The 22,837-nt window shown below is 69.2% G+C and carries 22 protein-coding genes and 1 riboswitch; of the genes, 16 read left to right on the top strand and 6 right to left on the bottom strand.

What is annotated here, in order from left to right:
* Positions 1 to 15 precede the first annotated feature (15 nt).
* On the bottom strand, positions 16 to 510 hold the full coding sequence (locus tag ACIGHN_RS14530; RefSeq protein ID WP_396504954.1) for a YiaA/YiaB family inner membrane protein: 495 nt from the start codon (positions 508 to 510) through the stop codon (positions 16 to 18).
* Positions 511 to 739: 229 nt separating this feature from the next.
* On the opposite strand from ACIGHN_RS14530, the gene ACIGHN_RS14525 reads away from it, so the two are divergent.
* Together ACIGHN_RS14525 and ACIGHN_RS14520 are read left to right on the top strand one after the other, a co-directional pair.
* Positions 740 to 1,939, top strand: a complete 1,200-nt coding sequence (locus ACIGHN_RS14525; protein WP_396504953.1) for a saccharopine dehydrogenase family protein — start codon at positions 740 to 742, stop codon at positions 1,937 to 1,939.
* A 143-nt stretch (positions 1,940 to 2,082) separates the two neighbouring features.
* Positions 2,083 to 2,988 (top strand): EamA family transporter, encoded by a 906-nt coding sequence (locus tag ACIGHN_RS14520; RefSeq protein WP_056420608.1) that lies wholly within the window; start codon positions 2,083 to 2,085, stop codon positions 2,986 to 2,988.
* 142 nt (positions 2,989 to 3,130) lie between these two features.
* Here the strand turns inward: ACIGHN_RS14520 and ACIGHN_RS14515 are convergent, their stop codons facing one another.
* Positions 3,131 to 3,649 carry an Lrp/AsnC family transcriptional regulator gene (locus ACIGHN_RS14515; protein ID WP_056420232.1) on the bottom strand — a complete coding sequence of 173 codons (519 nt, stop codon included), beginning with the start codon at positions 3,647 to 3,649 and terminating at the stop codon, positions 3,131 to 3,133.
* Between the two features lie 160 nt (positions 3,650 to 3,809).
* Here ACIGHN_RS14515 and ACIGHN_RS14510 point away from each other — a divergent pair, with 160 nt between their 5' ends.
* Together ACIGHN_RS14510 and ACIGHN_RS14505 are read left to right on the top strand one after the other, a co-directional pair.
* Positions 3,810 to 4,826, top strand: coding sequence for a 1-aminocyclopropane-1-carboxylate deaminase (locus ACIGHN_RS14510; RefSeq protein WP_056172646.1), 1,017 nt, complete (start codon positions 3,810 to 3,812; stop codon positions 4,824 to 4,826).
* A 289-nt stretch (positions 4,827 to 5,115) separates the two neighbouring features.
* Positions 5,116 to 6,117, top strand: a complete 1,002-nt coding sequence (locus ACIGHN_RS14505; protein ID WP_396504952.1) for a Bug family tripartite tricarboxylate transporter substrate binding protein — start codon at positions 5,116 to 5,118, stop codon at positions 6,115 to 6,117.
* Between the two features lie 57 nt (positions 6,118 to 6,174).
* Here ACIGHN_RS14505 and ACIGHN_RS14500 read toward each other — a convergent pair whose 3' ends face one another.
* Entirely contained in the window at positions 6,175 to 8,142 is a 1,968-nt protein-coding gene (locus ACIGHN_RS14500) for an MFS transporter (RefSeq protein WP_056420239.1), read from the bottom strand.
* On the bottom strand, positions 8,139 to 9,089 hold the full coding sequence (locus tag ACIGHN_RS14495; protein ID WP_396504951.1) for a hypothetical protein: 951 nt from the start codon (positions 9,087 to 9,089) through the stop codon (positions 8,139 to 8,141). Before ACIGHN_RS14495 ends, ACIGHN_RS14500 begins: the two co-directional genes overlap by 4 nt.
* Before the next feature lie 143 nt (positions 9,090 to 9,232).
* Between ACIGHN_RS14495 and ACIGHN_RS14490 the strand changes: the two genes are divergently transcribed.
* The 12 genes from ACIGHN_RS14490 to ACIGHN_RS14435 all read left to right on the top strand — a co-directional run bounded on the left by ACIGHN_RS14490 (position 9,233) and on the right by ACIGHN_RS14435 (position 21,058).
* Positions 9,233 to 9,973: a helix-turn-helix domain-containing protein gene (locus ACIGHN_RS14490; RefSeq protein ID WP_396504950.1), complete on the top strand. Its 741-nt coding sequence runs from the start codon at positions 9,233 to 9,235 to the stop codon at positions 9,971 to 9,973.
* Between the two features lie 410 nt (positions 9,974 to 10,383).
* Positions 10,384 to 11,304, top strand: a complete 921-nt coding sequence (locus tag ACIGHN_RS14485) for a TetR/AcrR family transcriptional regulator (RefSeq protein ID WP_396504949.1) — start codon at positions 10,384 to 10,386, stop codon at positions 11,302 to 11,304.
* Complete coding sequence (locus ACIGHN_RS14480; RefSeq protein ID WP_396504948.1) at positions 11,301 to 11,873, top strand: DUF2867 domain-containing protein; 573 nt, start codon at positions 11,301 to 11,303, stop codon at positions 11,871 to 11,873. The genes ACIGHN_RS14485 and ACIGHN_RS14480 overlap by 4 nt, the downstream gene beginning before the upstream one ends.
* 1 nt (position 11,874) lies before the next feature.
* Positions 11,875 to 13,242 carry an ABC1 kinase family protein gene (locus ACIGHN_RS14475; RefSeq protein ID WP_396504947.1) on the top strand — a complete coding sequence of 456 codons (1,368 nt, stop codon included), beginning with the start codon at positions 11,875 to 11,877 and terminating at the stop codon, positions 13,240 to 13,242.
* Positions 13,220 to 13,669 (top strand): DUF6463 family protein, encoded by a 450-nt coding sequence (locus tag ACIGHN_RS14470; RefSeq protein WP_396504946.1) that lies wholly within the window; start codon positions 13,220 to 13,222, stop codon positions 13,667 to 13,669. Before ACIGHN_RS14475 ends, ACIGHN_RS14470 begins: the two co-directional genes overlap by 23 nt.
* A complete protein-coding gene (locus tag ACIGHN_RS14465) occupies positions 13,666 to 14,049 on the top strand; it encodes a hypothetical protein (RefSeq protein WP_056420251.1) in 384 nt (127 codons plus the stop codon). The genes ACIGHN_RS14470 and ACIGHN_RS14465 overlap by 4 nt, the downstream gene beginning before the upstream one ends.
* Before the next feature lie 208 nt (positions 14,050 to 14,257).
* Positions 14,258 to 14,692 carry a YXWGXW repeat-containing protein gene (locus tag ACIGHN_RS14460; protein WP_056420254.1) on the top strand — a complete coding sequence of 145 codons (435 nt, stop codon included), beginning with the start codon at positions 14,258 to 14,260 and terminating at the stop codon, positions 14,690 to 14,692.
* A 137-nt stretch (positions 14,693 to 14,829) separates the two neighbouring features.
* Positions 14,830 to 15,279: a YXWGXW repeat-containing protein gene (locus ACIGHN_RS14455; RefSeq protein WP_056420258.1), complete on the top strand. Its 450-nt coding sequence runs from the start codon at positions 14,830 to 14,832 to the stop codon at positions 15,277 to 15,279.
* A 215-nt stretch (positions 15,280 to 15,494) separates the two neighbouring features.
* Entirely contained in the window at positions 15,495 to 16,502 is a 1,008-nt protein-coding gene (locus tag ACIGHN_RS14450; protein ID WP_396504945.1) for a Bug family tripartite tricarboxylate transporter substrate binding protein, read from the top strand.
* Positions 16,503 to 16,553: 51 nt separating this feature from the next.
* Positions 16,554 to 18,089: an NAD(P)-binding domain-containing protein gene (locus tag ACIGHN_RS14445; protein ID WP_396504944.1), complete on the top strand. Its 1,536-nt coding sequence runs from the start codon at positions 16,554 to 16,556 to the stop codon at positions 18,087 to 18,089.
* 48 nt (positions 18,090 to 18,137) lie between these two features.
* Positions 18,138 to 19,349 (top strand): CMD domain-containing protein, encoded by a 1,212-nt coding sequence (locus ACIGHN_RS14440; RefSeq protein ID WP_396504943.1) that lies wholly within the window; start codon positions 18,138 to 18,140, stop codon positions 19,347 to 19,349.
* A 189-nt stretch (positions 19,350 to 19,538) separates the two neighbouring features.
* Positions 19,539 to 19,648, top strand: a riboswitch (glycine riboswitch).
* A gap of 93 nt (positions 19,649 to 19,741) precedes the next feature.
* Entirely contained in the window at positions 19,742 to 21,058 is a 1,317-nt protein-coding gene (locus tag ACIGHN_RS14435; protein ID WP_396504942.1) for a D-amino acid dehydrogenase, read from the top strand.
* 112 nt (positions 21,059 to 21,170) lie between these two features.
* Here the strand turns inward: ACIGHN_RS14435 and ACIGHN_RS14430 are convergent, their stop codons facing one another.
* Both ACIGHN_RS14430 and ACIGHN_RS14425 read right to left on the bottom strand, forming a co-directional pair.
* Positions 21,171 to 21,506 carry a cytochrome c gene (locus tag ACIGHN_RS14430; protein WP_326938742.1) on the bottom strand — a complete coding sequence of 112 codons (336 nt, stop codon included), beginning with the start codon at positions 21,504 to 21,506 and terminating at the stop codon, positions 21,171 to 21,173.
* Positions 21,503 to 22,708, bottom strand: a complete 1,206-nt coding sequence (locus ACIGHN_RS14425; RefSeq protein WP_396504941.1) for a sulfite oxidase — start codon at positions 22,706 to 22,708, stop codon at positions 21,503 to 21,505. The genes ACIGHN_RS14430 and ACIGHN_RS14425 overlap by 4 nt, the downstream gene beginning before the upstream one ends.
* Between the last annotated feature and the right edge of the window lie 129 nt (positions 22,709 to 22,837).

Raw genomic sequence — 22,837 nt, 5'->3', positions numbered from 1 at the left:
GCGGACGCCGGAAACTCAGCTGGCGTTGTTACCAGACGTAGCAGGATGTGCTGCGGCCGCTTCGCGGCGGCCTTGCAGGCGCGCTTCGAGCAGGTCCGCCTCGTGGCGGTCGCGCAGCATCTTGGCCAGCGTGAACGCGGTGGTGATCAGGTACAGCCAGCTCACACCCAGAAAAGCCTTGTAGGTCACGTTGATCTCCATGCCCAACAGGCCCCATCCGGTGAGGCCCATGGCCACCACGAAGCCGCCCCAGACCACCAGCTTCCACATCGGTGTGTCGCCCGCGCCGCGGCGCGCGGCGCTCTCGTTGTCCCGCACGAACTTGGCCAGCACGAACGCGGCCGAGAGGCAGAACACATAGCCCATCACCATGAACGCCTGCTCCAGCTGCTCGCCCGGCAACCAGGCCAGCCCCACGGCGCACAGGAAGACAGCCAGGCCGAACGAGACCCACACCTGGAGCTGCCATGCACGGGTGTCACGCTGGATGAGGGTGGAAGAAGACGACATACAAGTGGGGTGGCCTGAACGGGCCGTGGTTGAACACGGAGCGGATAGTGCCGCGCCGGCCCGCCGCGACCGCCAACGGGTTGCGCCAGTGGCGGCTGCCCGGCTCGTCGGTATCGAATGGCGATACTTTCATCGCATGGACCGGGGCACCTGGGCGACATCACTGCACCGGCTTGTCTTTGACAATCGCAGCCTTTGACTGCTGCAACGCCCGCACGGAGACCGCCCCATGACCACCGCCAAACCCTTTGACATCGTCGTCCACGGCGCCACCGGCTTCACCGGCCGCCTCGTCGTCGAATACCTGCTGCAGCGCTACCCCGCCGGCAGCGGCCTGCGCTGGGCCATGGGCGGGCGCAGCGCCGACAAGCTGGCCGCCGTGCGCGACGAAGTCGGCGCCCCTGCCGACACCCCGCTCATCGTGACCGACAGCACCGACCCCGCCAGCCTGCAGGCCCTGATGGCCCAGACCCGCCTGGTGCTGACCACCGTGGGCCCCTACCAGCTGTACGGCAACGAACTCGTGGCCGCCTGCGCCGCGGCCGGCGTGGACTATGTGGACCTGTGTGGCGAGCCCGCCTGGATGCGCCAGATGATCGACGCGCACGAAGCCGCCGCCCAAGCCAGCGGCGCGCGCATCGTGTTCTCGTGCGGGTTCGACTCCATCCCGTTCGACCTGGGCGTGTTCCTGCTGCAAAAGGAATTCGGCCAGCGCTTCGGCCACCCCGCACCGCGCGTGCGCGGCCGGGTGCGCAAGATGAAGGGCACCTTCTCGGGCGGCACCGCCGCCAGCCTGAAGGCCACCATGGCCGCCGCCGCCGGCAACCCCGCTGTGCTGGACTTGCTCAAGAACCCGTTCTCGCTCACGCCCGGCTTCGAAGGCCCGCGCCAGCCCACCGGCCACAAGCCCATGGTGGACGAGGCCCTGGCAGGCCCGGGCGGTGAGGGGGTGTGGGTCGCCCCCTTCGTGATGGCCGCGATCAACACGCGCAACGTGCACCGCTCCAACTTCCTGCTGCAGCACGCCTATGGCGCCGATTTTGTCTACGACGAGATGCTGATCACCGGCACCGGCGAAAAGGGCGAAGCCATCGCCAATGCCGTGGCGGGCGACAAGTCGCTCGGCTCCGACAAGGGCCCCAAGCCCGGCGAAGGCCCCTCGCGCGAAGAGCGCGATGCGGGTTTCTACGACGTGCTGTTCCTCGGCACCGACGCGGCAGGCAACACCCTGCGCGTGGGCGTGAAGGGCGACCGCGACCCGGGCTACGGCTCCACCTCCAAGATGATCGCCGAGGCCGCCGTGTGCCTGCTGCAGGACGCCACAGGCACCCCCGGCGGCATCTGGACCACAGCCCCGGCCATGGGCGATGCGCTGATGAAGCGGCTGCAGGCGAACGCGGGGCTGAGCTTCGAGGTCGAAGCCGGCTGATGGATTGCGCCGCCGGCGCAGTGGCACCGGCTGTCCGTTTCTAACCGAAGCCCGGCCCGCCACGCCCGGCGCGCGCCCTGCGGCTGGCCGACAATTCCGGCCAGTCCTGCTGCCGCTGCTTCGCCACCATGAACACCTCCACCCTGCGCCCCCGCGACCTCTGCCTCGCACTGCTCGTCATCGTGGTCTGGGGCCTCAACTTCGCCGTCATCAAGGTGGGCGTGGCCGACATCCCGCCCATGCTGCTGGGCGCGTTGCGCTACCTGCTGGCGGCCTTCCCGGCGTTGCTGTTCGTGCGGCCGCCCAAGGTGCCGCTGCGCCTGTACCTGCTGTACGGCATGACGATGGCCGTGGCCCAGTTCGCGCTGCTGTTCACCGCCATCCACATCGGCATGCCCTCGGGCCTGGCGTCGCTGGTGCTGCAGGCGCAGTCGTTCTTCACCCTGCTGCTGGCCGCATGGTGGCTGCGCGAGCCGTGGCACGGCAACCAGGTGGCGGGCCTGGCGCTGGCGGCCGTGGGGCTGGTGCTGATCGGCAGCGCGCACGGCGCGTCCATGCCACTGGCGGGGTTTGCGCTCACCGTGGCGGCGGCGGCGATGTGGGGCTGCGGCAATATCGTGACGCGCGCCGTGGGCCGGCATGGGCCGATGAACCAGTTCGCCTTCATCGTGTGGTCCAGCCTGGTGGCGCCCCTGCCCTTCGTGGCGCTGTCGCTGTGGATCGACGGGCCCGGCGCGGTGCTGGCGGCCGTGCAGCACCTGTCTTGGAAGTCGATGGCCGCAGTGGCGTACATCGCGTGGATCTCCACGCTGCTGGGCTTCGGGCTATGGACGTACCTCATGTCGCGCTACCCCGTGAACCGCGTGGCACCCTTCACGCTGCTGGTGCCGGTGGTGGGGCTGACCACGGGCTGGCTGGTGTTTGGCGAGGCGCTGCAACCCGTGCACTTTGCGGGCGCGGGGCTGCTGATGGCCGGGCTGGCGGTGAATGTGTTCGGTGGGGCGGTGTGGGACCGGCTGACGGGGCGTGCGCGGGAGTCAGCGCGCTGAGGCCTTCCGATTGCCGCAACAATCCCAGAACCCCACACCCGTTCACGCTGAGCCTGTCGAAGCGCCGCGCTAGACTTCGACAGGCGCAGCCCGAACGGTATTGCGTTTTGGGGGGAGCACTCTGGCAGCGCGAGTTGGCGAATCACACCGCCAGCGGTAACTCCGTCGTCGACAGCACATTGCGCAGCACCATGAACGAGCGCACCTGGCGCACGCCCGGCAGGTAGAGCAACTGCTCGGCGTGCAGGCGGTTGAAGCTGTCGTTGTCACGCGTGCGCACCAGCATGAAGTAGTCGAACTCGCCGGTGACCACATGGCATTCCATGCAGCCGGACACCTTGGCCGCGGCCTTCTCGAACGCCGCGAACGAGTCGGGCGTGGAGCGGTCCAGCACCACGCCGATCATCACCAGCATGCCCGCGCCCACCGCACGCGGGCTGAGCAGCGCCACCACCTTGTCGATGAGCCCCAGGCGCTTGAGCCGCTCCACGCGGCGCAGACAGGCGGGCGGGCTCAGGTGCACCTTGGCGGCCAGTGCCACGTTCGACAGCGATGCGTCGCGCTGCAGCAGCCGCAGGATGGCCTTGTCGGTGCGGTCCAGGGCCTCCAGCGTTTCCTCCGTGGCATCCACATTCTTTGCACGAACTTTTGTTGCGCTCATTTGCTCATCACCAAAATTTCTATCACCTATTATTCATTGAGCAGCATCAAAACGCCAAATTTCACGCAGAGTTCACAACCCCGTTAAGTGCGTGTTTTCCTACGATGGATGCACGGCAGACGCCCCGGTCTGCGCCCCATCACCGCTTGAGGAAACCGCCATGAACCTGCAGAAATTCGCCCGCCATCCGCTCACCTTCGGGCCCTCGCCCATCACCGCGCTGCCGCGCCTGTCGGCCCACCTGGGCGGCAAGGTGCACCTGTACGCCAAGCGCGAGGACTGCAACTCGGGCCTGGCCTTTGGCGGCAACAAGACGCGCAAGCTCGAATACCTCATCCCCGAGGCGATCGCGGGCGGCTACGACACGCTGGTCTCCATCGGCGGCATCCAGTCCAACCAGACGCGCCAGGTGGCCGCGGTGGCCGCGCACCTGGGCATGAAGTGCGTGCTGGTGCAGGAGAACTGGGTCAACTACTCCGACGCGGTGTACGACCGCGTGGGCAACATCGAGATGAGCCGCATCATGGGCGCCGACGTGCGCCTGGATGCTGCGGGCTTCGACATCGGCATCCGCCCCAGCTGGGAGCAGGCCATGGAAGACGTGAAGAAGGCCGGCGGCAAGCCCTTCCCCATCCCGGCCGGCTGCTCCGAGCACCCGTACGGCGGCCTGGGCTTCGTGGGCTTTGCCGAAGAAGTGCGCCAGCAGGAAAAAGAGCTGGGCTTCCAGTTCGACTACATCGTGGTGTGCTCGGTCACGGGCAGCACGCAGGCCGGCATGGTGGTGGGCTTTGCGGCCGACGGCCGGGCGCGCAAGGTGATCGGCATCGACGCATCGGCCAAGCCCGAAAAGACCCATGCCCAGGTGCTGCGCATCGCGCAGAACACCGCCAAGCTGGTGGAGCTGGGCCAGGAGATCACGGCCGAGGACGTGGTGCTGGACACGCGCTACGGCGGCCCGGAATACGGCCTGCCCAACGAGGGCACGCTCGAAGCCATCCGCCTGTGCGCTCGCCAGGAAGGCATGCTTACCGACCCGGTGTACGAAGGCAAGTCCATGCACGGCATGATCGACATGGTGCGCAAGGGCGAATTCCCCGAAGGCTCTCGCGTTCTGTATGCGCACCTGGGAGGGGTGCCGGCGCTCAACGCCTACAGCTTTCTTTTTCGCAACGGCTGACGCGCCGCGCGAGGAGACGGACCAGCAGCGCCTGTGCCGGCTGGCCGGGCTCTCCGTGATCTGAGCACCTCCGCCTTTTTTCCTTTGCGTTTCCTCAGACCCGTGCACGCCGCCGGGTCCCGCCGCCATGGCACCGGGCCTTCCCGGGTCCATGGCGGCTGACCGAACTTCCGTGGTAGCGACAGGCCCTGGCGGGCCGCCAGAGCGAAACGAAGACTGGCGCATCCTGGACCCTGTCCGCAGGTAGCAACGGCTGAACACAACCAGCCCTCATCCGAAGGATCGCCGAATGAACCGCTTGCCTCTGACGCGACGCACTGGCGTCGCCCTGTCCCTTGCTGCGATCGCAGCCACCGCAGGCCTGGGTCTATCGCCGCTGGCCCGCGCCGACGGGTACCCCGCCAAACCCGTCCAGCTCATCGTGCCCTTCCCGCCCGGCGGCGCGGTGGACATCGTGGGCCGGCTCATCAGCAAGAAGCTGGGCGAACGCCTGGGCCAGGCGGTGGTGATCGAGAACAAGGCGGGCGCGGGCACCATCGTGGGCGCATCGTTCGTGGCCAATGCCCCGGCGGACGGCTACACGCTGCTGATCAGCTCGGGCTCCACCTTCACCGTCAACCCCGCCCTCAACAACAAACTGCCCTACGACCCGGTCAAGAGCTTCGAGCCCATCGGCATGGTGGCGCGCGTGCCGCTCATCCTGCTGGCCCACCGCGATGTACCGGTGAGCAACCTGAAGCAGCTGGTCGCCGCGGTGAACCGCGCGCCGGACAAGTTCTCGTACGGCTCGTTCGGCAGCGGCACCACCGGCCATTTCGCAGCCGAGCTGATGTGGTCGGCCACCGGCGTGAAGCTGATGCACGTGCCCTACCGCGGCAGCGCGCCCGCCATGAGCGATTTGATCGGCGGGCAGATCCCGTTCACCATCGACACGGTGGCCGCCGCGCTGCCGCAGCTCAAGGGCGGCAAGATCAAGCCCATCGTGGTCACGGGCGCCACGCGGGCCACGCAGCTGCCCGATGTGCCCACGGTGGCCGAAAGCGGCTTTGCGGGCTTTGCTGCGGATTCGTGGCTGGCGGTGGTGGCGCCGCGCGGCCTGCCTGCCGATGCCAAGGCCAAGCTGGGCAAGGCGCTGGCCGAGACCATGGCCGATGCCGAGATCCGCAGCAAGCTCATCGCCAGCGGGCTGGAGCAGGCCTACGCCAACGGCGACGCGGTGCAGGCGCAGATCGAGGACGAGCTGCCGCGCATGCGGGCGATTGCCCAGCGCGCGAACATCAAGGCGGAGTGAGCGGGACCGCGGCGCGCGTACCCACCGTGGGCGCGGGCCGTTGACGGCAAACCAGGCTCAGAGCAGGCGCGCCACCTGCTCGCGCAGCGTGGCCGGCTGCACGTCGCGCGCAGCAATCGGCGCGCCGACATTCAAACCCACGCGGCTGTAGAACCCGCGGCGGAACGGCCGCACCATGGCGCCGCCTTTTTCGATGCGGCTGAAGTACGAGCCCCACAGGTTGATCAGCGCCATCGGGATCACGGGCGCCTCGACGCCTTCTTCGCGCGCACGTTCGATGATCTTCATGATGCCGCCCTTGAACTCCTGCAGCTGGCCGTCCTTGGTGATGCCGCCTTCGGGGAAGATGGCCAGCAGATCGCCCTCGCGCAGCACCTGCGCCGCGCGCTCGAAGGCCGCGTCGTAGGTCGCGGGGTCTTCCTTGTACGGCGCGATCGGGATCGCCTTGGCCAGGCGGAACAGCCAGCCCAGCACCGGCACGCGGAAGATGCGGTGGTCCATCACGAAATAGATGGGGCGCGGGCTGGCGGCCATGAGCAGCACCGCGTCGATGAAGCTCACGTGGTTGCACGCCAGGATGGCGGCGCCGGTGGTGGGCAGGTGCTGGTCGCCCTGCACCTTGAAGCGGTACACGAAGCGCGAGGACACCCAGGCCACGAAGCGCAGCAGGTATTCGGGCACCAGCATGAAGATGTAGAACGCCACCACCGCGTTGGCCAGGCCGGTGAACAAGAAGATCTGCGGCACCGTGAAGCCCGCGCCCAGCAGGGCCCCGGCGATCAGCGAGCTGCCGATCATGAACAGCGCATTCAGGATGTTGTTGGCCGCGATGATGCGCGCGCGGTGCGTGGGCTGGCTGCGCATCTGGATCAGCGCGTACATGGGCACGCTGTACAGGCCCGCGAACAGGCTCAGCAGCGCCAGGTCGATCATCACGCGCCAGTGCTGGCTTTGCGACAGGAAGGTGGCCAGGCCCATGATCTCGGACGCAGGCAGGCTGCGCGACGCGAAGTACAGGTCGATGGAGAACACGCTCATGCCGATGGCCCCGAGCGGCACCAGGCCGATCTCGACATGGCGGCGCGAGAGCACCTCGCACAGCAGCGAGCCGATGCCGATGCCGATGGAGAACACCACCAAGAGCAGCGATGCCACCTGCTCGTTGCCGTGCAGCACCTCCTTGGCCAGGCTCGGAAACTGGCTCAGAAACACCGCACCGAAGAACCACATCCAGCTGATGCCCAAGAGCGAGCGGAACACCACGACGTTCTGCCGCGCCAGCTGCAGGTTGCGCCAGGTTTCGGTGAAAGGGTTCCAGTTGATGGTGAGGCCCGGGTCGGTGGCCGGCACCGACGGGATGAACTGCGCCACCACCCGCCCCACCAGCGCCAGCGCCACACAGGCGATGGCCACCGTGGTGTGGCCGATGCCGGGCAGCGCCACCAGCAGGCCGCCCGCCACGTTGCCCAGCAAGATGGCCACGAAGGTGCCCATCTCGACCATGCCGTTGCCGCCGGTGAGCTCGCGCTCGCTCAGCACCTGGGGCATGTAGGCGAACTTGACCGGCCCGAACAGCGTGGAGTGCACGCCCATCAGGAAGGTGCACAGCAGCAGGATGGGCACGTTGCCCGCGACGAACCCGGCGGCCGCCACGAGCATGATGGCGATCTCCAGGTTCTTCACGAAGCGGATCATCTTCGTCTTGTCGTACTTGTCGGTCAGCTGGCCCGACGTGGCCGAGAACAGCAGGAACGGCAGGATGAACAACGCGCCGATCACCAGCCCGGCCATCGCCGGCGGCAGCCAGCCCACGCTGAGCTGGTAGGTCACCATCACGGTGAAGGCGAACTTGAAGAGGTTGTCGTTGGCCGCGCCGGAGAACTGCGTCCAGAAGAACGGGGCGAAACGCCGCTGGCGCAGCAGCGCGAACTGGTTCGGGTCCTCATGACCATGTTGCCCGTGGGCGGCGTGGCCTGGGGCCTGCGCGGCGGGCACGCTCGATGCGGTGGTCTCGGCGGGGGTCATGCGTTTCTCCTCGTAGCCGATGGATCGGCGGTGGCCGCTGCGCCTGTCGCGGCGACAGGGGCAGTGGCCGTGTTCTGGTAGGGACCGGCGCGCACAATGCGCGCGACACCCACGGTGTGGGCGCCATTCTGCCCGGTGCGGATGATGAACATGGTGTCGGGCGTTGCTTTGTGGCGCAAAGCCTCCACCGCCATCAGCACCGGCCACGCGGCGCCTGCCGCCAGCACGTGCTTGAGGCTGTGGCCCGACACCCACTGCGCCGTAGCGTCGAACACCGCGTGGTCTGCCGCTTCGAAGAGCTTGGCCAGCCCGTACATCGCGATCACGGCCCCCAGGTGCACCGGCAGCGTGCCCGCACGCCGGGGCAGCACGGCCAGCACCAGCACGACCAGCATGCCGCCCAACTGCACCACGGCCCAGGGCAGCAGGTTGGCGGTGTGCGCCCACCACAGCACGGCAGCGGGCCCGGCCAGCAGCACCGCGCCCATCGCGGCCCAGCCAGCGCGGCCGCTCACCCGGCCCGCAGCGGCCAGGCCCAGCAGCCCCACGAACGGCAGCACCATGCCCAGCCGGTCCCACAGCAGGCCCGCATCGTTGGGCCACAGGTGGTACAGCGTGGAGCCGATGGCGGTGAACACCAGGCCGGCGAAGAAGAGGTGTGCGCCGACGCGGGAGGCGCCGTCGATGGCGCGCCGCTCCACACCGCGCAGCCACCACAGGCCCCACACGCCGGCGGCGGCGAACGGCAGGTTGCTCAGCACATCGAGCGCGCAAGGGATGCCCCACAGCAGGCGCTGGTCGGCAAAGTCGTGCTGGTGCACGCTGGCGGGCAGCACCGGGCCGAACAGCGCCAGCGCCGCCAGCAGCATGGCAAGCCCTAGCAGGGCCGCTTCGGTGCGCGACAGGCCGGGCCTGCGCGCGGTGGATGACAGGTAGGAGGGGGACATGCGGGACCGTCTTTCAGGGGTTGGATGAACGAGATGGAGCGCAGTGTCGGGAGCCCGGCCCTCGTTACCCACCCCAAAGTCGCGCAAGGCGCCACTTCGACCACCGCGGGTATTGATAATCGATACCCAGGAGGACCCCACCCATGAGCACCACTGCCGACCTCGTCACCGCCCTGAAGAAAGAACTCAAGAGCGCCCAGATGACCTACGCCGACCTGGCCGTGGCCCTGGGCATGGCCGAATCCAGCGTCAAGCGCATGCTGGCCAAGGGCGACATGCCGCTGTCGCGCATCGACGCCATCTGCCGCGCGCTGGCGCTGGACTTTGCCGACCTGGCGCGCCGCGTGGCCGAGAGCCAGCCCCTGCTCAAGGAACTGACGCAGGAGCAGGAGCGCGCCGTGGTGGCCGACAAGAAGCTGCTGCTGATGGCGATCTGCGTGCTGAGCCAGTGGACGCTGGAGCAGGTGACCACCACCTACCGCCTGTCGGAAGCCGATGGCATCAAGTACCTGGCGCAGCTCGACCGCATCGGCATCATCGAGCTGCGGCCGCTGAACCGCTACCGCCTCAAGCTCGCCAAGACCTTCCGCTGGCGGCCCCACGGCCCGGTGATGAACTACTTTCGCGAGCACGCGCTGCTCGACTACTTCGCGGGCAGCTTCGACGGATCGGGCGAAGGCGTGCTGCTGGTGCACGGCACCATCAGCCGGGGCCTGGCGCCCGCGTTCATGGAGCGCATGCAGCGCGTGGCGCAGGACTTTGCGCAGCAGCACCTGGCCGACCAGAAGCTGCCGCCGCGCGAGCTGGAGGGCTACACCTTGCTGCTGGCGATGCGCAGCTGGGAGTTCGAGGCTTTCACGAGCATGCGGCGGCTGCCCCCGTGATGGGTTGCCCCTGAGCCGCTGCGCGTCTTTCCCCAAAGGGGGACGCAACCGGTGGCCCGGCGAAGCCGGTTCCACGGGAAGGATTGGTAGTCCCCCTGAGCGGCTGCGCCGCTTCCCCCGCAGGGGGACGCACCCGGTGGCCCGGCAAAGCCGGTTCCACGGGTGCATTGGCGTGGGGGCGCGCCGGTTTGTGGGGGTAGTGAGCGCGCACGGCGGGGAGCACGGGTCAGACACTACGTTTGCTATATTTTTAATAGCTTCTTGCGCTTTACCAGTCGGCGGTAGAGGGCAAAACGATGCTCAAAACGCTGGTTCTGACAGCACTGGACGCCCATTTCGGGCGCTGTTGACTCTTTAATGTGAATCCACTATTCTTTAAATCGTCAATTCGACAAATTTAAAGATAGCAAATGAAAACCACCCGCCAGCAGCAAGACGCCACCCGCCGCCAGATCGTGGCCAGCGCGGTGGACCTGATGACCCGCCAGGGGTTCGACGGCACGACGATGAAGGACATCGCCCGCGCTGCCGGCATTGGCGACGCCACGATCTACAAGTACTTCCCCACCAAGGACCGCATCGTGCTGGGGTACCTGGACGAGGTGGTGCATGCGTCGCTGGCCGACACCTTGCAGGCCCCCGGCTTTTCCAGCTACACGCTGCAAGAAAAGCTGCAGCGCCTGACCGATGCGGTGCTGGAGCGGCTGCTGGCCGACCGCGAGTTCGTGGCCGAGATGCACAAGGTGGCCCGGCGCTCGCCGCTGGCGCTGATGGCCGAACCGCTGCCGGCACGTGCCGCGCTGCGCGATGCGGTGGCGAGCTTCCTCGAGGCCGCGGAGGCCAGCGGCGAGATCGAGCCCTGCGACTTCAAGGGCCTGGCGGGCGGGTTGTACACCGACTACCTGGGCGGTGTGGTGGCCTACTGGCTGGCCGACGAGTCCGACGGCTTTGCCGACACCACGCAGCTGGTGGACCTGTCGCTGGGCGTGCTGGTGCTCACGCTGCGCACGGGCCTGGTCAGCCGCGCGCTGCAGCTGGGCGGCTTCGTGCTGCGCAGCCAGATGGCGCGCTTCATGCAGCGCGGCAGCGGGCTGGTGGGCGTGCTGCGCGCCGCGCAGCAGACGCTGGACGACATGGGGACCGTGCCCGTGCGCCGCGCACCTGCCACGGCCCCTACAGCGCCGCCCCCACCCGGGGCGGCTGCCGGGCCGAAGCCCCGCAAGGCGCGCACAAAGGCCGGTGGCCCGTCACCCGCGGCAGCCACCCCGGCAGATGCTGCCCCAGCAACCGCCGCTGCCCCAGTCCGCCGCACCCGCAAGGCCGCGCCATGAGCGCCGCCATCCTGCGCAACGTGCACGCCGTGCCCCTGCCCGAGGGCACCGTGATCCACGCAGCCCTGCCCGGTGCGCAATACGCCGACGCGTACCAGACGCTCGACCCGCACCCCGACGCCAGCGCACTGCAGGCCTGGCTCGATGTGGTGGCGCGCACGCCCCACTGGACGCGCGCGCTCATGGCGCTGCGCAACCGGCTGGTGCGGCTGGTCGGCCTCAAAGACGTGGGCCAGCTGCACGATGTGCACAACCAGCGCAGCGACCCGCACGCCGATCCCCACAACGCCGCCAGCTACCGCCAGGGCGACCGCGTGGGCATCTTCATCCTGCGCCACCTGGGCGAGCGCGAGGTGGTGATGGGCCAGGACGACAAGCACCTCGATGTGCAGGTGTCGCTGTGCAAGCGGCTCGTGGCCGGGCAGCCCATGCTGGTGCTCAGCACCGTGGTGCACATCCACAACACGCTGGGCCATGCCTACATGGCGGTCATCACGCCGTTCCACTGCGCCATCGTGCGGAGCATGCTGCGTCGCGTGGCGGCCGTACCCACACACACCGGGCACTGACATGGCCCGCAACACCCCGCCCCGCACCAGCCGCCTGGCGCGCGGCGCCATCACCAGCGTGGCGGCGGCGCGCATCGGCCTGGCGCGCATCGGGCACAGCGTGCGCACGCCGTCCGAGCAGGTGCAGGCCGACCACGAGGCCGCGCTGGGCCGCATCCTCTTCGGCGCGCTGGGCCAGCTGCGCGGCACCGCCCTCAAGGTGTCGCAGATGCTGAGCATGCACCCGGGCCTGCTGCCCGACGGCGTGCGCCGCGAGCTGGCGCGCGGCCAGCACCAGGCGCTGCCGCTGAACCGCGCGCTGGTGGGCCGCGTGTTCCGCCAGGCGTTCGGGCAGGAGCCCGAGGCGCTGTTCGACCAATTCGAGCCCACGGCGTTTGCCGCGGCCAGCCTGGGCCAGGTGCACCACGCCCAGCTGGCGGGCCACGGGGCGGTGGCGGTGAAGGTGCAGTACCCGGGCATCGCCGCCACCATTGCCAGCGACATGCAGCTGATGCGCACCGCGCTCAGGGCACTGGCGCATACCGACATGCCCCTGCCCGCTGCGCCCATCGTGGACAGCGTGATGGACGAGATCGAGGCCACGCTGCTGCGCGAGGTCGACTACCTCCAGGAGGCCGAAGAGCTGGCCTGGTTCGCCGAGCACGCCGCGTGGCCCGGCGTGGCGATGGCGCGGCCCATCGCGTCGCACACGCGCGCCCAGGTGCTCACGCAGCAGCATCTGCCCGGCCTGCACCTCGATGCCTGGCTGGCCACCGGCCCCACGCAGGCGCAGCGCAACCAGGCCGGGCAGCGGCTGTGGGACTGGTACCTGCACTGCATCTTTGCGCTGGGCCGCGTGCACGCCGACCCGCACCCGGGCAACTTTCTCTTCCTGCCGGTGGGCGATGGCGACTGCCACCTGGGCGTGCTGGACTTCGGCTGCACACGCGCGCTGTCACCCGCATTTCGCGCCGGCGTGCTGCAGGCCTGGTCGGCGCTGCTGCAGCCTGCCAGCGCCGCGCGGGACCTGCAGGTGCTGCAGGCCTACCAGTCGCTGGGGCTGGTCGGCAGTGGCCTGAGTGCACAGGAGTTCAGCACCACCATGCCGCTGCTTGCAGGGATGCAGGACTGGCAGCTGGAGCCCTTCACTGCCGAGGTCTTCGACTTCCGCCACAAGCGGCCGCCGCCCCTGCCCAACGCCGAACAGCAACGCGTGCTCGGCCGCCACATGGCGGGCGTGCCGCCCGAGATGCCGTCGTTCGAGCGCCTGTGGATGGGGCTGATGCACCTGCTCACGCGCCTGGGCGCGCAGGTTCGCACCACCAACCCCTGGGTCCACAGCCTTCCCCTCACTACAGGCCACACACATGTCACCACCACTCGCCGCTGACCGCCCCCTGCCAAACCCGCTGCGCGACCGCTGGAAGGGCCCATGGCTGCTGGCCGTGGCGGCCCTGCACATGGGCTATGCGCTCGTGGTGTTCACCGAGCCCCTGCGCGAAATCGTGCGGCGCGGCGTGCTGGCCAGCGTCCGCCACGACCCGCAGATCGGCGCCGTGGTGTGGTTCGTGCTGTTCGGCCTTCTGTTCGCACTGCTGGCCTGGGTCGTGCTGCAACTGGAACGCCATGGCGGCGCAGCCGCCGCCGCCACGCAGCGCCCGCTGGGCGTGGGCTTGCTGGCGCTGGCGGTGCTGGGCATCGTGCTGATGCCGCCGTCGGGCTTCTGGCTGGTGCTGCCGCCCGCGTTGGCGCTGTGCGCAGCGCGGCCCACCGCTTTCACGCCGGACTTCAGAGATTCAGGAAAGGCTGCGCCATGAACCCCCTCTTCCTGCTTGCCGCCGCGGTGCTGGCCGTGGTGGCACTGGCCCACGCTGTGCTGGGCGAGATCCTGGTGTTCCGCGGGCTGCGCACGCAGGGCGTGGTGCCCACCGCGGGCCGGCCGGTGCTGCGCGAGCCGCAGGTCCGGATCCTGTGGGCCACCTGGCACCTGACCACCGTGCTGGGCCTGGCCCTGAGCGCGCTGCTCTGGCGCCTGGGCAGCATGCCGTGGACCGATGCCGCACTGGCCGCATGGGTGGCCGATGTGGCGGGCGTGGCCACGCTGGCCAGCGGATTGCTGGTGTTCTACGCCACGCGCGGCAGGCATCCGGCATGGGTGCCGTTGATGGCGGTGTCCGCGCTCGTGTGGTGGCGCTGAGGGGTCAAGACAGGTGAAGACAGGTGCAGGGGGCCGTTTGCTGCACTGCACCCAGGGTGAACCGTGACGGAGTTCACATTTGCGGGGGCGTACAGCCGGGCAGGAAACACAACTTCACAAGACTTCGCAAATCCCCTACACCGGCTTGACGCAGGATGATCACCATCGAGTCCTCGGTTCTGCAAAGAATCATTTTGAGGAGATCGTCATGGCCCGTCATGCACTCGCCGCTGTTTCCATCGCCCTGCTGTCGCTGGGCGCCGCAACGGTGGCGCAAGCACAAAACAGTGCCACCGTTGTCATTCAATCGGGGCAGCACCAGTACCACTCAGGTGCGCCCGTCGTGGTCCAAGGCGCGCCCGTCCTGGTTCAGTACGGCCCCCCACCACCACCCCGCCACGAAGCCGTACCGCACCCCCGCCGCGGCATGGCATGGGTGCCCGGCCACTGGGAATGGCGTGGCAACCGCCACGTGTGGATGCAGGGTTACTGGGTGAAGGCCCGCCCCGGCTACGCCTACCGTGAACCCCGCTGGGTGGAGCGCGACGGCCGTTGGGAAATGCGCCGCGGCGGCTGGGACCGCGACGGTGACGGCGTCCCGAACCGCCACGACCGCCGCCCGGACAACCCGTACCGCAACTGATCTGCACCACGAACCGGCCCGGGGCAGGCACCATGCGCCACCCCGACCCGGCCTCCGGCTTCATGCCGAATGCTGCGTGCCCCGTTTTCAAGCTGCCACCGTGCAGCAGCGGGCACGCCAGCCACCAGGAGTAGACAATGAACCATCGCCACACCTTGACCGCCGCATCGCTGGCCTTCGCAGCGCTGATGCCCCTTGCCTTTGCACAGGCTGCGCAGCCGGGCACCGTCATCGTGCAGACAGACCGCGGGTACACGCCCACGCAGACCTACCAGGTCATCCCTGCGCCACCGCCCCCACGCCGCGAAGCCGTGCCACGCCCTCGCCGTGGCCAGGTCTGGGAAGAAGGCCACTGGGAGTGGCGCGGCAACCGCTACCAATGGGTGCGGGGCCACTGGGTCCAGGCCCGCGCCGGCCACCAATACCGCCAGCCGCACTGGGCTGAACGCGATGGCCGCTGGGAATTCCAGCGCGGTGGCTGGGACCGGGACGGCGACGGCGTCTCCAACCGCCATGATCGCGACCGTGATGGAGACGGCGTCTCCAACCGCCGCGACCAGCAGCCCGACAACCCGCGCCGCAATTGATGGACGACGGATCGTTGATCCGCTGATCCGCTGATCCACCGACCGGCTGATCGCAGCCTCCGCAGCGCGGCGTGCCTGGCACGCCGCGCTGTTGCGTTTTCAACGGCACGGCAACGCGGCCCTGCACGGGGCGGCCATATGCATATACGACGTCGCACATGTTGGATTTCCCACAATAGCGCATCCCTGCTGCACACCCATTGAAGGATTTCTCCATGCGCGCCCTGCCCTCTCTCCGCTGGATTCCAGCCGTCGCGCTCGCCTGCGCTTCGTGGCTCGCCGCCACGGCAGTGCACGCCGCCGGCCCCGCCACCTGGCCCCAGCAACCCATCACGCTGATCCTCGGCTTCCCGGCCGGCTCGGGCGTGGACGTGATCGCCCGTTCCGTGCAGGAGCCCCTGGCCCAGCGCCTGGGCCAGCCGGTCATCATCGACTACAAGTCCGGCGCGGCCGGCAACATCGCCAGCGAATACGTGGCCCGCGCCAAGCCCGACGGCTACACCTTCGCCTTTGGCACTGCGGCCACGCATGGCAGCAACGCCGCGCTGTACAAGAAGCTGCCGTTCGACGTGGAAGAGGACTTCGTGCCCGTGGCGCCGTTGATCGACGTGTCGAACGTGCTGACCATCAACCCCACGGTCATCGACGTGAAGACGCTCAAGGAGTTCGTGGACCTGGTCAAGGCCAACCCGGGCAAGTACAACTTCGCGTCCACCGGCAACGGCGCAGGCACGCACATGGCGTTTGCCGAGTTCAACGCCCGCCTGGGCCTGAACATGGTGCACGTGCCCTACAAGGGCGGGCCCGAGGCCATTGCGTCGGTGGTGCGGGGCGAGACCTGCTGCATCATGAACCAGGTGCAGACGGTGCTGCCGCACTACAAGGCCGACAAGGTGCGCCTGCTGGGCGTGACCACCGCCAAGCCGGTGAACGCCGTGAAGGAGGTGCCGACCATCGCATCGAGCGGGCTGCCGGGCACCAAGGGTTTCGACAGCTCGATCTGGTTCGGCATCTTCGCGCCCAAGGGCACGGACGCGGCCATCGTGAAGAAGCTCAACACCGCCGTGCGCGAAGTGCTGGAGCTGCCGGACGTGCGCGCCCGCTTCGAGGCCAACGGCAACACGGTGCGCATCGAAACACCCGAGCAGTTCCGCCAGACGGTGCACACCGACCGCAACAAATGGGCGCAGGTGGTGAAGGACGCGAAAATCAGCATCGACTGAACTGCTGGCTTCGCACCGCGGCACCACCGCCGCTGGCAAACCTTTGACTCCATGCCACTGAACGAAGAAACCAACCCCCCTTCCCCAGCCAGCACCGGCCTGGCTGCGCTGGAGCAGCGCCTGAAGGACGACCTCTCCACACTGGGCTGGCCCGCGCGCAGCTGGGTGCCGCCGCGCAACCACGCGGGCCAGGCCGTGGTCGATGTGCTCATCATCGGCGCGGGCCAGGCGGGCCTGGCGGCCTCTGCCGCGCTGGCGCAACTGGGCATCCGCGCCGTGCTGCTCGACCGCGCGCCGCGCGACCATGAAGGCCCCTGGGCCACCACCGCGCGCATGGAAACCCTACGCTCGCCCAAGGAGCTGACGGGCCCCGCGCTGGGCCTGCCCAGCCTGACCTTTCGTGCCTGGTTCGAAGCGCAATGGGGGCGTGCTGCGTGGGCTGCACTCGACAAGATCCCGCGCCTGCAGTGGATGGACTACCTGCGCTGGTACCGCCGCGTGACCGGGGCCGACGTGCGCAACGAGCACGCCGTCACCGCCCTGCGCCCGCGGGCCGATGCGCTGGTCGAGGTGAATGTGCACAGCCCCGAGGGCGCCGCCACTTGGCTGGCGCGCCGCGTGGTGCTGGCCACCGGCCGCGACGGCCTGGGCGGCCCGCAGATCCCGGCCTTCATGCAGGGCGTGGACCGCAGCCGCTGGGCGCATTCGTCGGACGTGCTCGACTACGCCACGCTGCGCGGCCTGCGCGTGGGTGTGGTGGGCGCGGGTTCATCCGCCATGGACAGCGCGGCCACGGCGCTCGAGAGCGGCGCCGCCAGCGTCGACCTGCTGGTGCGCCGCAACGACCTGCCCCGCATCAACAAGTCCAAGGGCTCGGGCGTGCCGGGGCTCACCCACGGCCACTACGACCTGCCCGATGCCTGGAAATGGCGCCTGCGCCACTACATCAACGAGCAGCAGGTGCCGCCGCCGCACGGCAGCACGCTGCGTGTGTCGCGCCACCCCAATGCGCACTTCCACCTGGGCTGCCCGGTGGAGCGGGTGGAGCAGCAGCGCAACACCCTGCGCGTGGCCACGCCCCGCGGCACCTTCGTGCTCGACTTCCTGATCGTCTCCACCGGCTTTGCCATCGACTGGCTGCAAAAGCCCGAGTTCGCGCACATCGCGCCGCACGTGCGCGCCTGGAGCGCCCGCTACCAGCCCGCACCGGGCGATGAAGACCAGGAGCTGGCCGACTCGCCCGACCTGGGCCCGGTGTTCGAGTTCCAGCAAAAGCAGCCTGGCAACTGCCCGGGCCTGGAACGCATCCACTGCTTTTGCTACCCCGCGGCGCTGTCGCACGGCACCGTGTCGGGCGACATACCGGCCATCAGCGACGGCGCGCGGCGGCTGGCGCAGGGGCTGGCCAGCCTGTTCTACCGCGAAGACATCGAGCAGCACTTTGCCAACCTGCAGGCCTATGCCGAGCCCGAACTGGTGGGCGACGAATGGACGGTGGCTGATACGGCGCAGCGCGTCGAGCAGCTGCAGGCCCAGCCCCACGTCGCGCTGAACGCTCAGCCTCTGCCCCAACCCGACCGCGCCTGACGCGCCCGGCCGCCTGCGCGCGGCCTCCTCCTCTGGATTGCACACCCCATGACCACCACCTCTGATACCAATCCAACCACGTCCAGCCAAGACACCATCGACACCCTGCTTGCCCTCTCCCCCGAGCGGCCCGCGTTCGCCACGCGCCATGCGCGCGACAAGGTGGCCGTGGCCACGCAGGGCTGCTACGACGCCCTGTTCAGCGCCGACCTGTCCGGCACGCTGAGCCATACCGAGCGCCTGTGGGTGGCCAGCGATATCGCCGAGGCCAGCGGCATGCCCCTGCTGGCAGCGCACTACCGCGACCAGGTGCTGAAAAGCACCGCCCACACCGTGCTCTCGCAGCCACTGCAGGAATTGCTGCAACACCCCGGAAGCAACCCCACCGATGCGCGCCTGCAGGCGGTGGCCCAGTTCACCCGCACGCTCGCCACCCACCCGGACCGCAGCGACCGCGCCGCCCTGCTGGCCCTGCCCGCCGCCGGCCTGTCGGTGCCGGACACGGTGCTGCTGGCGCAGCTCATCGGCTTCGTCACGTACCAGCTGCGCTTGGTGGCGGGCGTGGCGGCCCTGGACGCGCTCGGTGGCGAAGGCGATGCGCCTGCAGCGCCGGCCCCATCTGCAGCCGCTGACGCAGCCCCTTTCGTACACCCCGCCAACCTGCCCGCCCCCGGTGAGCCGCTGCGCCTGAACGGCTACACCAGCGAGACGCTGGGCTGGACCGCCTGGCTGCCCGTGGTGAACCCCGCCACCGCCACGCCCGAGCAGCAGGCCGTGCTGGACCTGAGCCACCCCAAGGCGCGCAGCTCGGACTTCTACCTGCTGCTGGTGCACCACGCGCGTGTGCTGTCGGAGCGCTCGCAGGCCTTCAACGCCATCATGTACGCGCCCGGCGGCCTCTCCCGCGCCGAGCGCGAGGTGGCCAGCACGGCGGTGTCGCGCGCCAATGGCTGCGTGTACTGCGCCTCGGTGCATGCCCAGCGCTTCGAGCAGCTGGCGCGGCGCAATGACGTGATGGCGCAGATCTTTGCCGACCCCGACCAGGCGGGCACCAACGCCCGCGAGCGCGCCATCGTGCAGGCCGCGCTGGCGCTCACCCGCAGCCCCGGCAGCTTTGGAGCACAGCACCTGCAGCCACTGCGTGCGGCGGGCTTGTCGGACCTGGAGATCCTGGATGCGCTGCACGCGAGCGCGCTGTTCGCCTGGGCCAACCGGCTCATGCTCAACCTGGGCGAGGCCGTCTTCCCGCAGGGCGTCTGAACCGCTGCGGGCCGGCTTCAGCGGCCCGTTGCATCAGCAAACGTTGCGGTGCATTAGCGCTCGCGGCCCGGCCATGTGCGCGGGGCCGCCCCTAGAATCCGCCCAGCAGGAGAGCACGGCGGGCACCACCCGCTGCTGCACCGAAGGCGCAAACTCCCATACACGCTCAGGTCCCGTACTGCCCATTCATCAAAGCCGTCTGGAGAGCCGCCACGCCACGTGGCGCACCGAAGGAGCAAACCGCACGCCATGTGGGCGCGGCGGTGAATCTCTCAGGTACCAAGGACAGGGGGAGCGGCAGCCTGGCAGACGTGCGCCAGCTGCATTGCTATTGAATTCATAGCTGGTAGCGCACGCCTGGCAGGCGGTAGACCTTCAAAAGGTTCTGAACCATGCGCGTGATCGTTCTTGGCGCCGGCTTGCTCGGCGTGACTTCGGCTTACTTCCTCTCGCAACTCGGCCACGACGTGACCGTCATCGACCGCCAGGGCGCGCCCGGCGCCGAGACCAGCTTTGCCAACGGCGGGCAGATCTCGGTGAGCCACGCCGAGCCCTGGGCCAACCCGAGCGCACCGCTCAAGGTGCTGCAGTGGCTGGGCCAGGAAGACGCGCCGCTGCTGTTCCGCCTGCGCGCCGACATGCGCCAGTGGCTCTGGGGCCTGGCCTTTCTGCGCAACTGCACGCCGGCGCGCACGCGCCACAACATCGAGCAGATCGTGAGCCTGGGCACCTACAGCCGCAGCGTGCTGCAGCAGCTGCGCGCGGCCACCGGCATCCAGTACGACCAGCGCACCCAGGGCATCCTGCACTTCTACACCAACGCCAAGGAGTTCGACGGCGCCCTGGCCCCCGCGGAGCAGATGCGCGCCCTGGGCTGCGAGCGCCAGGTCATCAGCGCCGACGAGGCCGTGCGCATCGAGCCGGCCCTGGCCCACATCCGCCCACAGCTCGCGGGCGCCACCTTCACCGCCGAGGATGAATCGGGCGACGCGAACCAGTTCACGCGCGCGCTGGCCGCCCTCTGCGAGGCGGCGGGCGTGCAGTTCCGGCTGGGCCACCACATCACCGCGCTGCGCGAGGCCGGGGGGCGCATCGACCATGTGGAGGTGACCACGCCCGAGGGCCGCTTCGAGCGCGTGCAGGGCGATGCCTTCGTGCTGGCCATGGGCTCGTTCAGCCCGCTGCTCGCGCAGCCGCTGGGCATTCGCCTGCCGATCTACCCGGCCAAGGGCTATTCGGTGACCATGCCGGTGAAGGACGCGGCCCGGGCCCACCAGGTGAGCCTGACGGACGACGAGTTCAAGCTCGTGTTCTCGCGCTACACCAGCGCGCAGGGCGACCGGCTGCGCATCGCAGGCACGGCGGAGTTGAACGGCTACGACCGCCACCTGAACCAAGTTCGCTGCGACGCCATCGTGCGGCGCGTGGAGCAGCTTTTTCCCGGTGCGGGCGACGCCAGCCAGGCGCAGTTCTGGACCGGCCTGCGCCCCGCCACGCCGAGCAACGTGCCGCTGATCGGCAAGACGAAGCTCGCCAACCTGTTCCTCAACACCGGCCACGGCACGCTGGGCTGGACGCACGCCTGCGGCTCGGGCCAGGCGCTGGCCGACATCGTGAGCGGGCGGGTGCCGCAGGTGGACTTCGACTTTCAGGGACTGGAGCGCAGCCCTCGCCCTGCGGCGCTGCTGCCGACGCGCACCACGGCCTGAGCACGGCTAGGGCACAGCATGACCACGCCGCGCGGCCCCGTGAGGTCGCGCGGTTGCCTTGCACGGCGGTGAAAAGCACCGAGGGCGGCAACCGAATGCCGTCGCGCCTCGTCTACTTGGCAGCCCCGGTGGCGTGCGCCACGAAGCTCGCCACCGCCTTCATGTCCTTCTCGCTCATGCGCTCGGCATACGAAGGCATGACACCGATGCCCGCCTTCAGCGCCCGAAGCACGCGCGGCGCATCGGGCTTGAGCTCGTCGAGCACCGGGCCCACCTGGCCTTCGGCACCCGCGGCCTGCAGCGTGTGGCACACGGCGCAGGCGGGCTGGATCTTGGTGAAGAGCTCCTTGCCGCGCGCCAGCTCGGCGGCATCGGCGGCCCAGCCGGCGCCCGCCCCCAGCCCTAAGGGCAAGGCTACAGCCAGCGTCGCAAACAGGCGCCCCATCATGCTGCCGTGATGGTCACGGCGTGGTCGCGCCAGCTGGCGTTGTTGTAGCCGCCCACGTTCTCGTCGCGCTGCTCGGACTGCACCGTGCCCGCCGCGTCGGTGGCGCGGCTGGCCAGCACATGGGTGCCCGCGCCCAGTTGCACGGGCAGCACGAACTGGCGCCAGGCGAACTTGCCCAGGTCGGGGCCGATGAGGCGCGCGGCCTGCCAGGTCTTGCCGCCGTCCACCGACACTTCCACGCCCTTGACGGCCTGCGTGCCGCCGAAGGCCACGCCGTGCACCTGCACCAGCCCGGCCTTGAGCGTGCCCTTCTCGGGCAGCGGGCCGTTGATCCAGGACTTCACGCCCATCTCCCACACCGAGGGCTGGTCGGGCGCGGCCTTGGTGCCGGGGGGCGACATGCGGTAGCCGTGCGACATGATGCGCGCTTGCGACTGGGCGCTGGTGAACGCCACGCGCTGCACGTACTTGATGTTGTTCACGCCCTGGTAGCCCGGCACCACCAGCCGCAGCGGGCCGCCGTGGGCCAGCGAGATGGGCTCTCCGTTCATCTCCCAGGCCAGCAGCGCGTCGTCGGTCGCCTTGACGGGCACCGATCGCTCCACCACCACCGACAGCGGGTCCACGCCCTCGGGCAGCTTCTCGCCGCCCGTGCCGGTGAGGTACACCGCGCCATCGGCCAGCCCGCCCAGGGCGGCCACCACGTTGCGCAGCGGCACGCCGCTCCACACCACGCAGCCTGCAGCGCCCACGGCCCAGGGCGTGCCGCTGGGCTTGCTGGGGAAGAAGCCGCGCCCGTTGCCCGAGCACTGCAGCACGGTGGCCACGGTCTCCACGCCCAGGGTCTTGAGCTCGGCCAGCGTGAGGCTGCGCGGGTTCTTCACCCCTTCAAAGGCCACGGTCCAGGCGTCGCGGTCGTTCAGGATGGCCGCGTCGGGCGCGGGCAGGTTGTTGCGCACGTACAGCTGGTTCGACGGCGTGATCACGCTGGTGCCGAACGCGGAGCGCTTGGTCTCCAGTGTGCTGCTGCTGTGCACGATCAACGCGTCGGAAGACTTCCACCCCGCGTAAGCCGGCAAGGGCTTGGGGGCCGCAGCCTGGGCCGCGGCACGCCCGCTCCAGCCGGCAAGGCCCAGTGCACTCAGGGCGGCGGCACTCCCGGCCAGCAGGTGCCGGCGCGGAAGGGTCATGGAATCTTTCATGGGTTCGGTCTCCGGGAAGTTGTAAGTCGAACAACACAAACAGCAACACACATGGCGGGGAGCGCACGCCTCCTGCCGCGGGCCTTTGCGGATGGAAGCCGCATTCTGTGCGCCGAAACCCCACCCCAG

Source organism: Acidovorax sp. NPDC077693, assembly GCF_044542805.1.
Classification (GTDB): domain Bacteria; phylum Pseudomonadota; class Gammaproteobacteria; order Burkholderiales; family Burkholderiaceae_C; genus Acidovorax.
Note: the sequence above shows the minus strand (reverse complement) of the source record. Positions and strands in the feature narration are given on the sequence as shown.

Excerpts from the sequence above, each read along its gene's own strand:
- ACIGHN_RS14530 (WP_396504954.1), bottom strand. The coding sequence starts at position 510 with ATGTCGTCTTCTTCCACCCTCATCCAGCGTGACACCCGTGCATGGCAG.
- ACIGHN_RS14525 (WP_396504953.1), top strand. The coding sequence starts at position 740 with ATGACCACCGCCAAACCCTTTGACATCGTCGTCCACGGCGCCACCGGC.
- ACIGHN_RS14515 (WP_056420232.1), bottom strand. The coding sequence starts at position 3,649 with ATGAGCGCAACAAAAGTTCGTGCAAAGAATGTGGATGCCACGGAGGAA.
- ACIGHN_RS14510 (WP_056172646.1), top strand. The coding sequence starts at position 3,810 with ATGAACCTGCAGAAATTCGCCCGCCATCCGCTCACCTTCGGGCCCTCG.
- ACIGHN_RS14505 (WP_396504952.1), top strand. The coding sequence starts at position 5,116 with ATGAACCGCTTGCCTCTGACGCGACGCACTGGCGTCGCCCTGTCCCTT.
- ACIGHN_RS14500 (WP_056420239.1), bottom strand. The coding sequence starts at position 8,142 with ATGACCCCCGCCGAGACCACCGCATCGAGCGTGCCCGCCGCGCAGGCC.
- ACIGHN_RS14495 (WP_396504951.1), bottom strand. The coding sequence starts at position 9,089 with ATGTCCCCCTCCTACCTGTCATCCACCGCGCGCAGGCCCGGCCTGTCG.
- ACIGHN_RS14490 (WP_396504950.1), top strand. The coding sequence starts at position 9,233 with ATGAGCACCACTGCCGACCTCGTCACCGCCCTGAAGAAAGAACTCAAG.
- ACIGHN_RS14485 (WP_396504949.1), top strand. The coding sequence starts at position 10,384 with ATGAAAACCACCCGCCAGCAGCAAGACGCCACCCGCCGCCAGATCGTG.
- ACIGHN_RS14480 (WP_396504948.1), top strand. The coding sequence starts at position 11,301 with ATGAGCGCCGCCATCCTGCGCAACGTGCACGCCGTGCCCCTGCCCGAG.
- ACIGHN_RS14475 (WP_396504947.1), top strand. The coding sequence starts at position 11,875 with ATGGCCCGCAACACCCCGCCCCGCACCAGCCGCCTGGCGCGCGGCGCC.
- ACIGHN_RS14470 (WP_396504946.1), top strand. The coding sequence starts at position 13,220 with ATGTCACCACCACTCGCCGCTGACCGCCCCCTGCCAAACCCGCTGCGC.
- ACIGHN_RS14465 (WP_056420251.1), top strand. The coding sequence starts at position 13,666 with ATGAACCCCCTCTTCCTGCTTGCCGCCGCGGTGCTGGCCGTGGTGGCA.
- ACIGHN_RS14460 (WP_056420254.1), top strand. The coding sequence starts at position 14,258 with ATGGCCCGTCATGCACTCGCCGCTGTTTCCATCGCCCTGCTGTCGCTG.
- ACIGHN_RS14455 (WP_056420258.1), top strand. The coding sequence starts at position 14,830 with ATGAACCATCGCCACACCTTGACCGCCGCATCGCTGGCCTTCGCAGCG.
- ACIGHN_RS14450 (WP_396504945.1), top strand. The coding sequence starts at position 15,495 with ATGCGCGCCCTGCCCTCTCTCCGCTGGATTCCAGCCGTCGCGCTCGCC.
- ACIGHN_RS14445 (WP_396504944.1), top strand. The coding sequence starts at position 16,554 with ATGCCACTGAACGAAGAAACCAACCCCCCTTCCCCAGCCAGCACCGGC.
- ACIGHN_RS14440 (WP_396504943.1), top strand. The coding sequence starts at position 18,138 with ATGACCACCACCTCTGATACCAATCCAACCACGTCCAGCCAAGACACC.
- ACIGHN_RS14435 (WP_396504942.1), top strand. The coding sequence starts at position 19,742 with ATGCGCGTGATCGTTCTTGGCGCCGGCTTGCTCGGCGTGACTTCGGCT.
- ACIGHN_RS14430 (WP_326938742.1), bottom strand. The coding sequence starts at position 21,506 with ATGATGGGGCGCCTGTTTGCGACGCTGGCTGTAGCCTTGCCCTTAGGG.
- ACIGHN_RS14425 (WP_396504941.1), bottom strand. The coding sequence starts at position 22,708 with ATGAAAGATTCCATGACCCTTCCGCGCCGGCACCTGCTGGCCGGGAGT.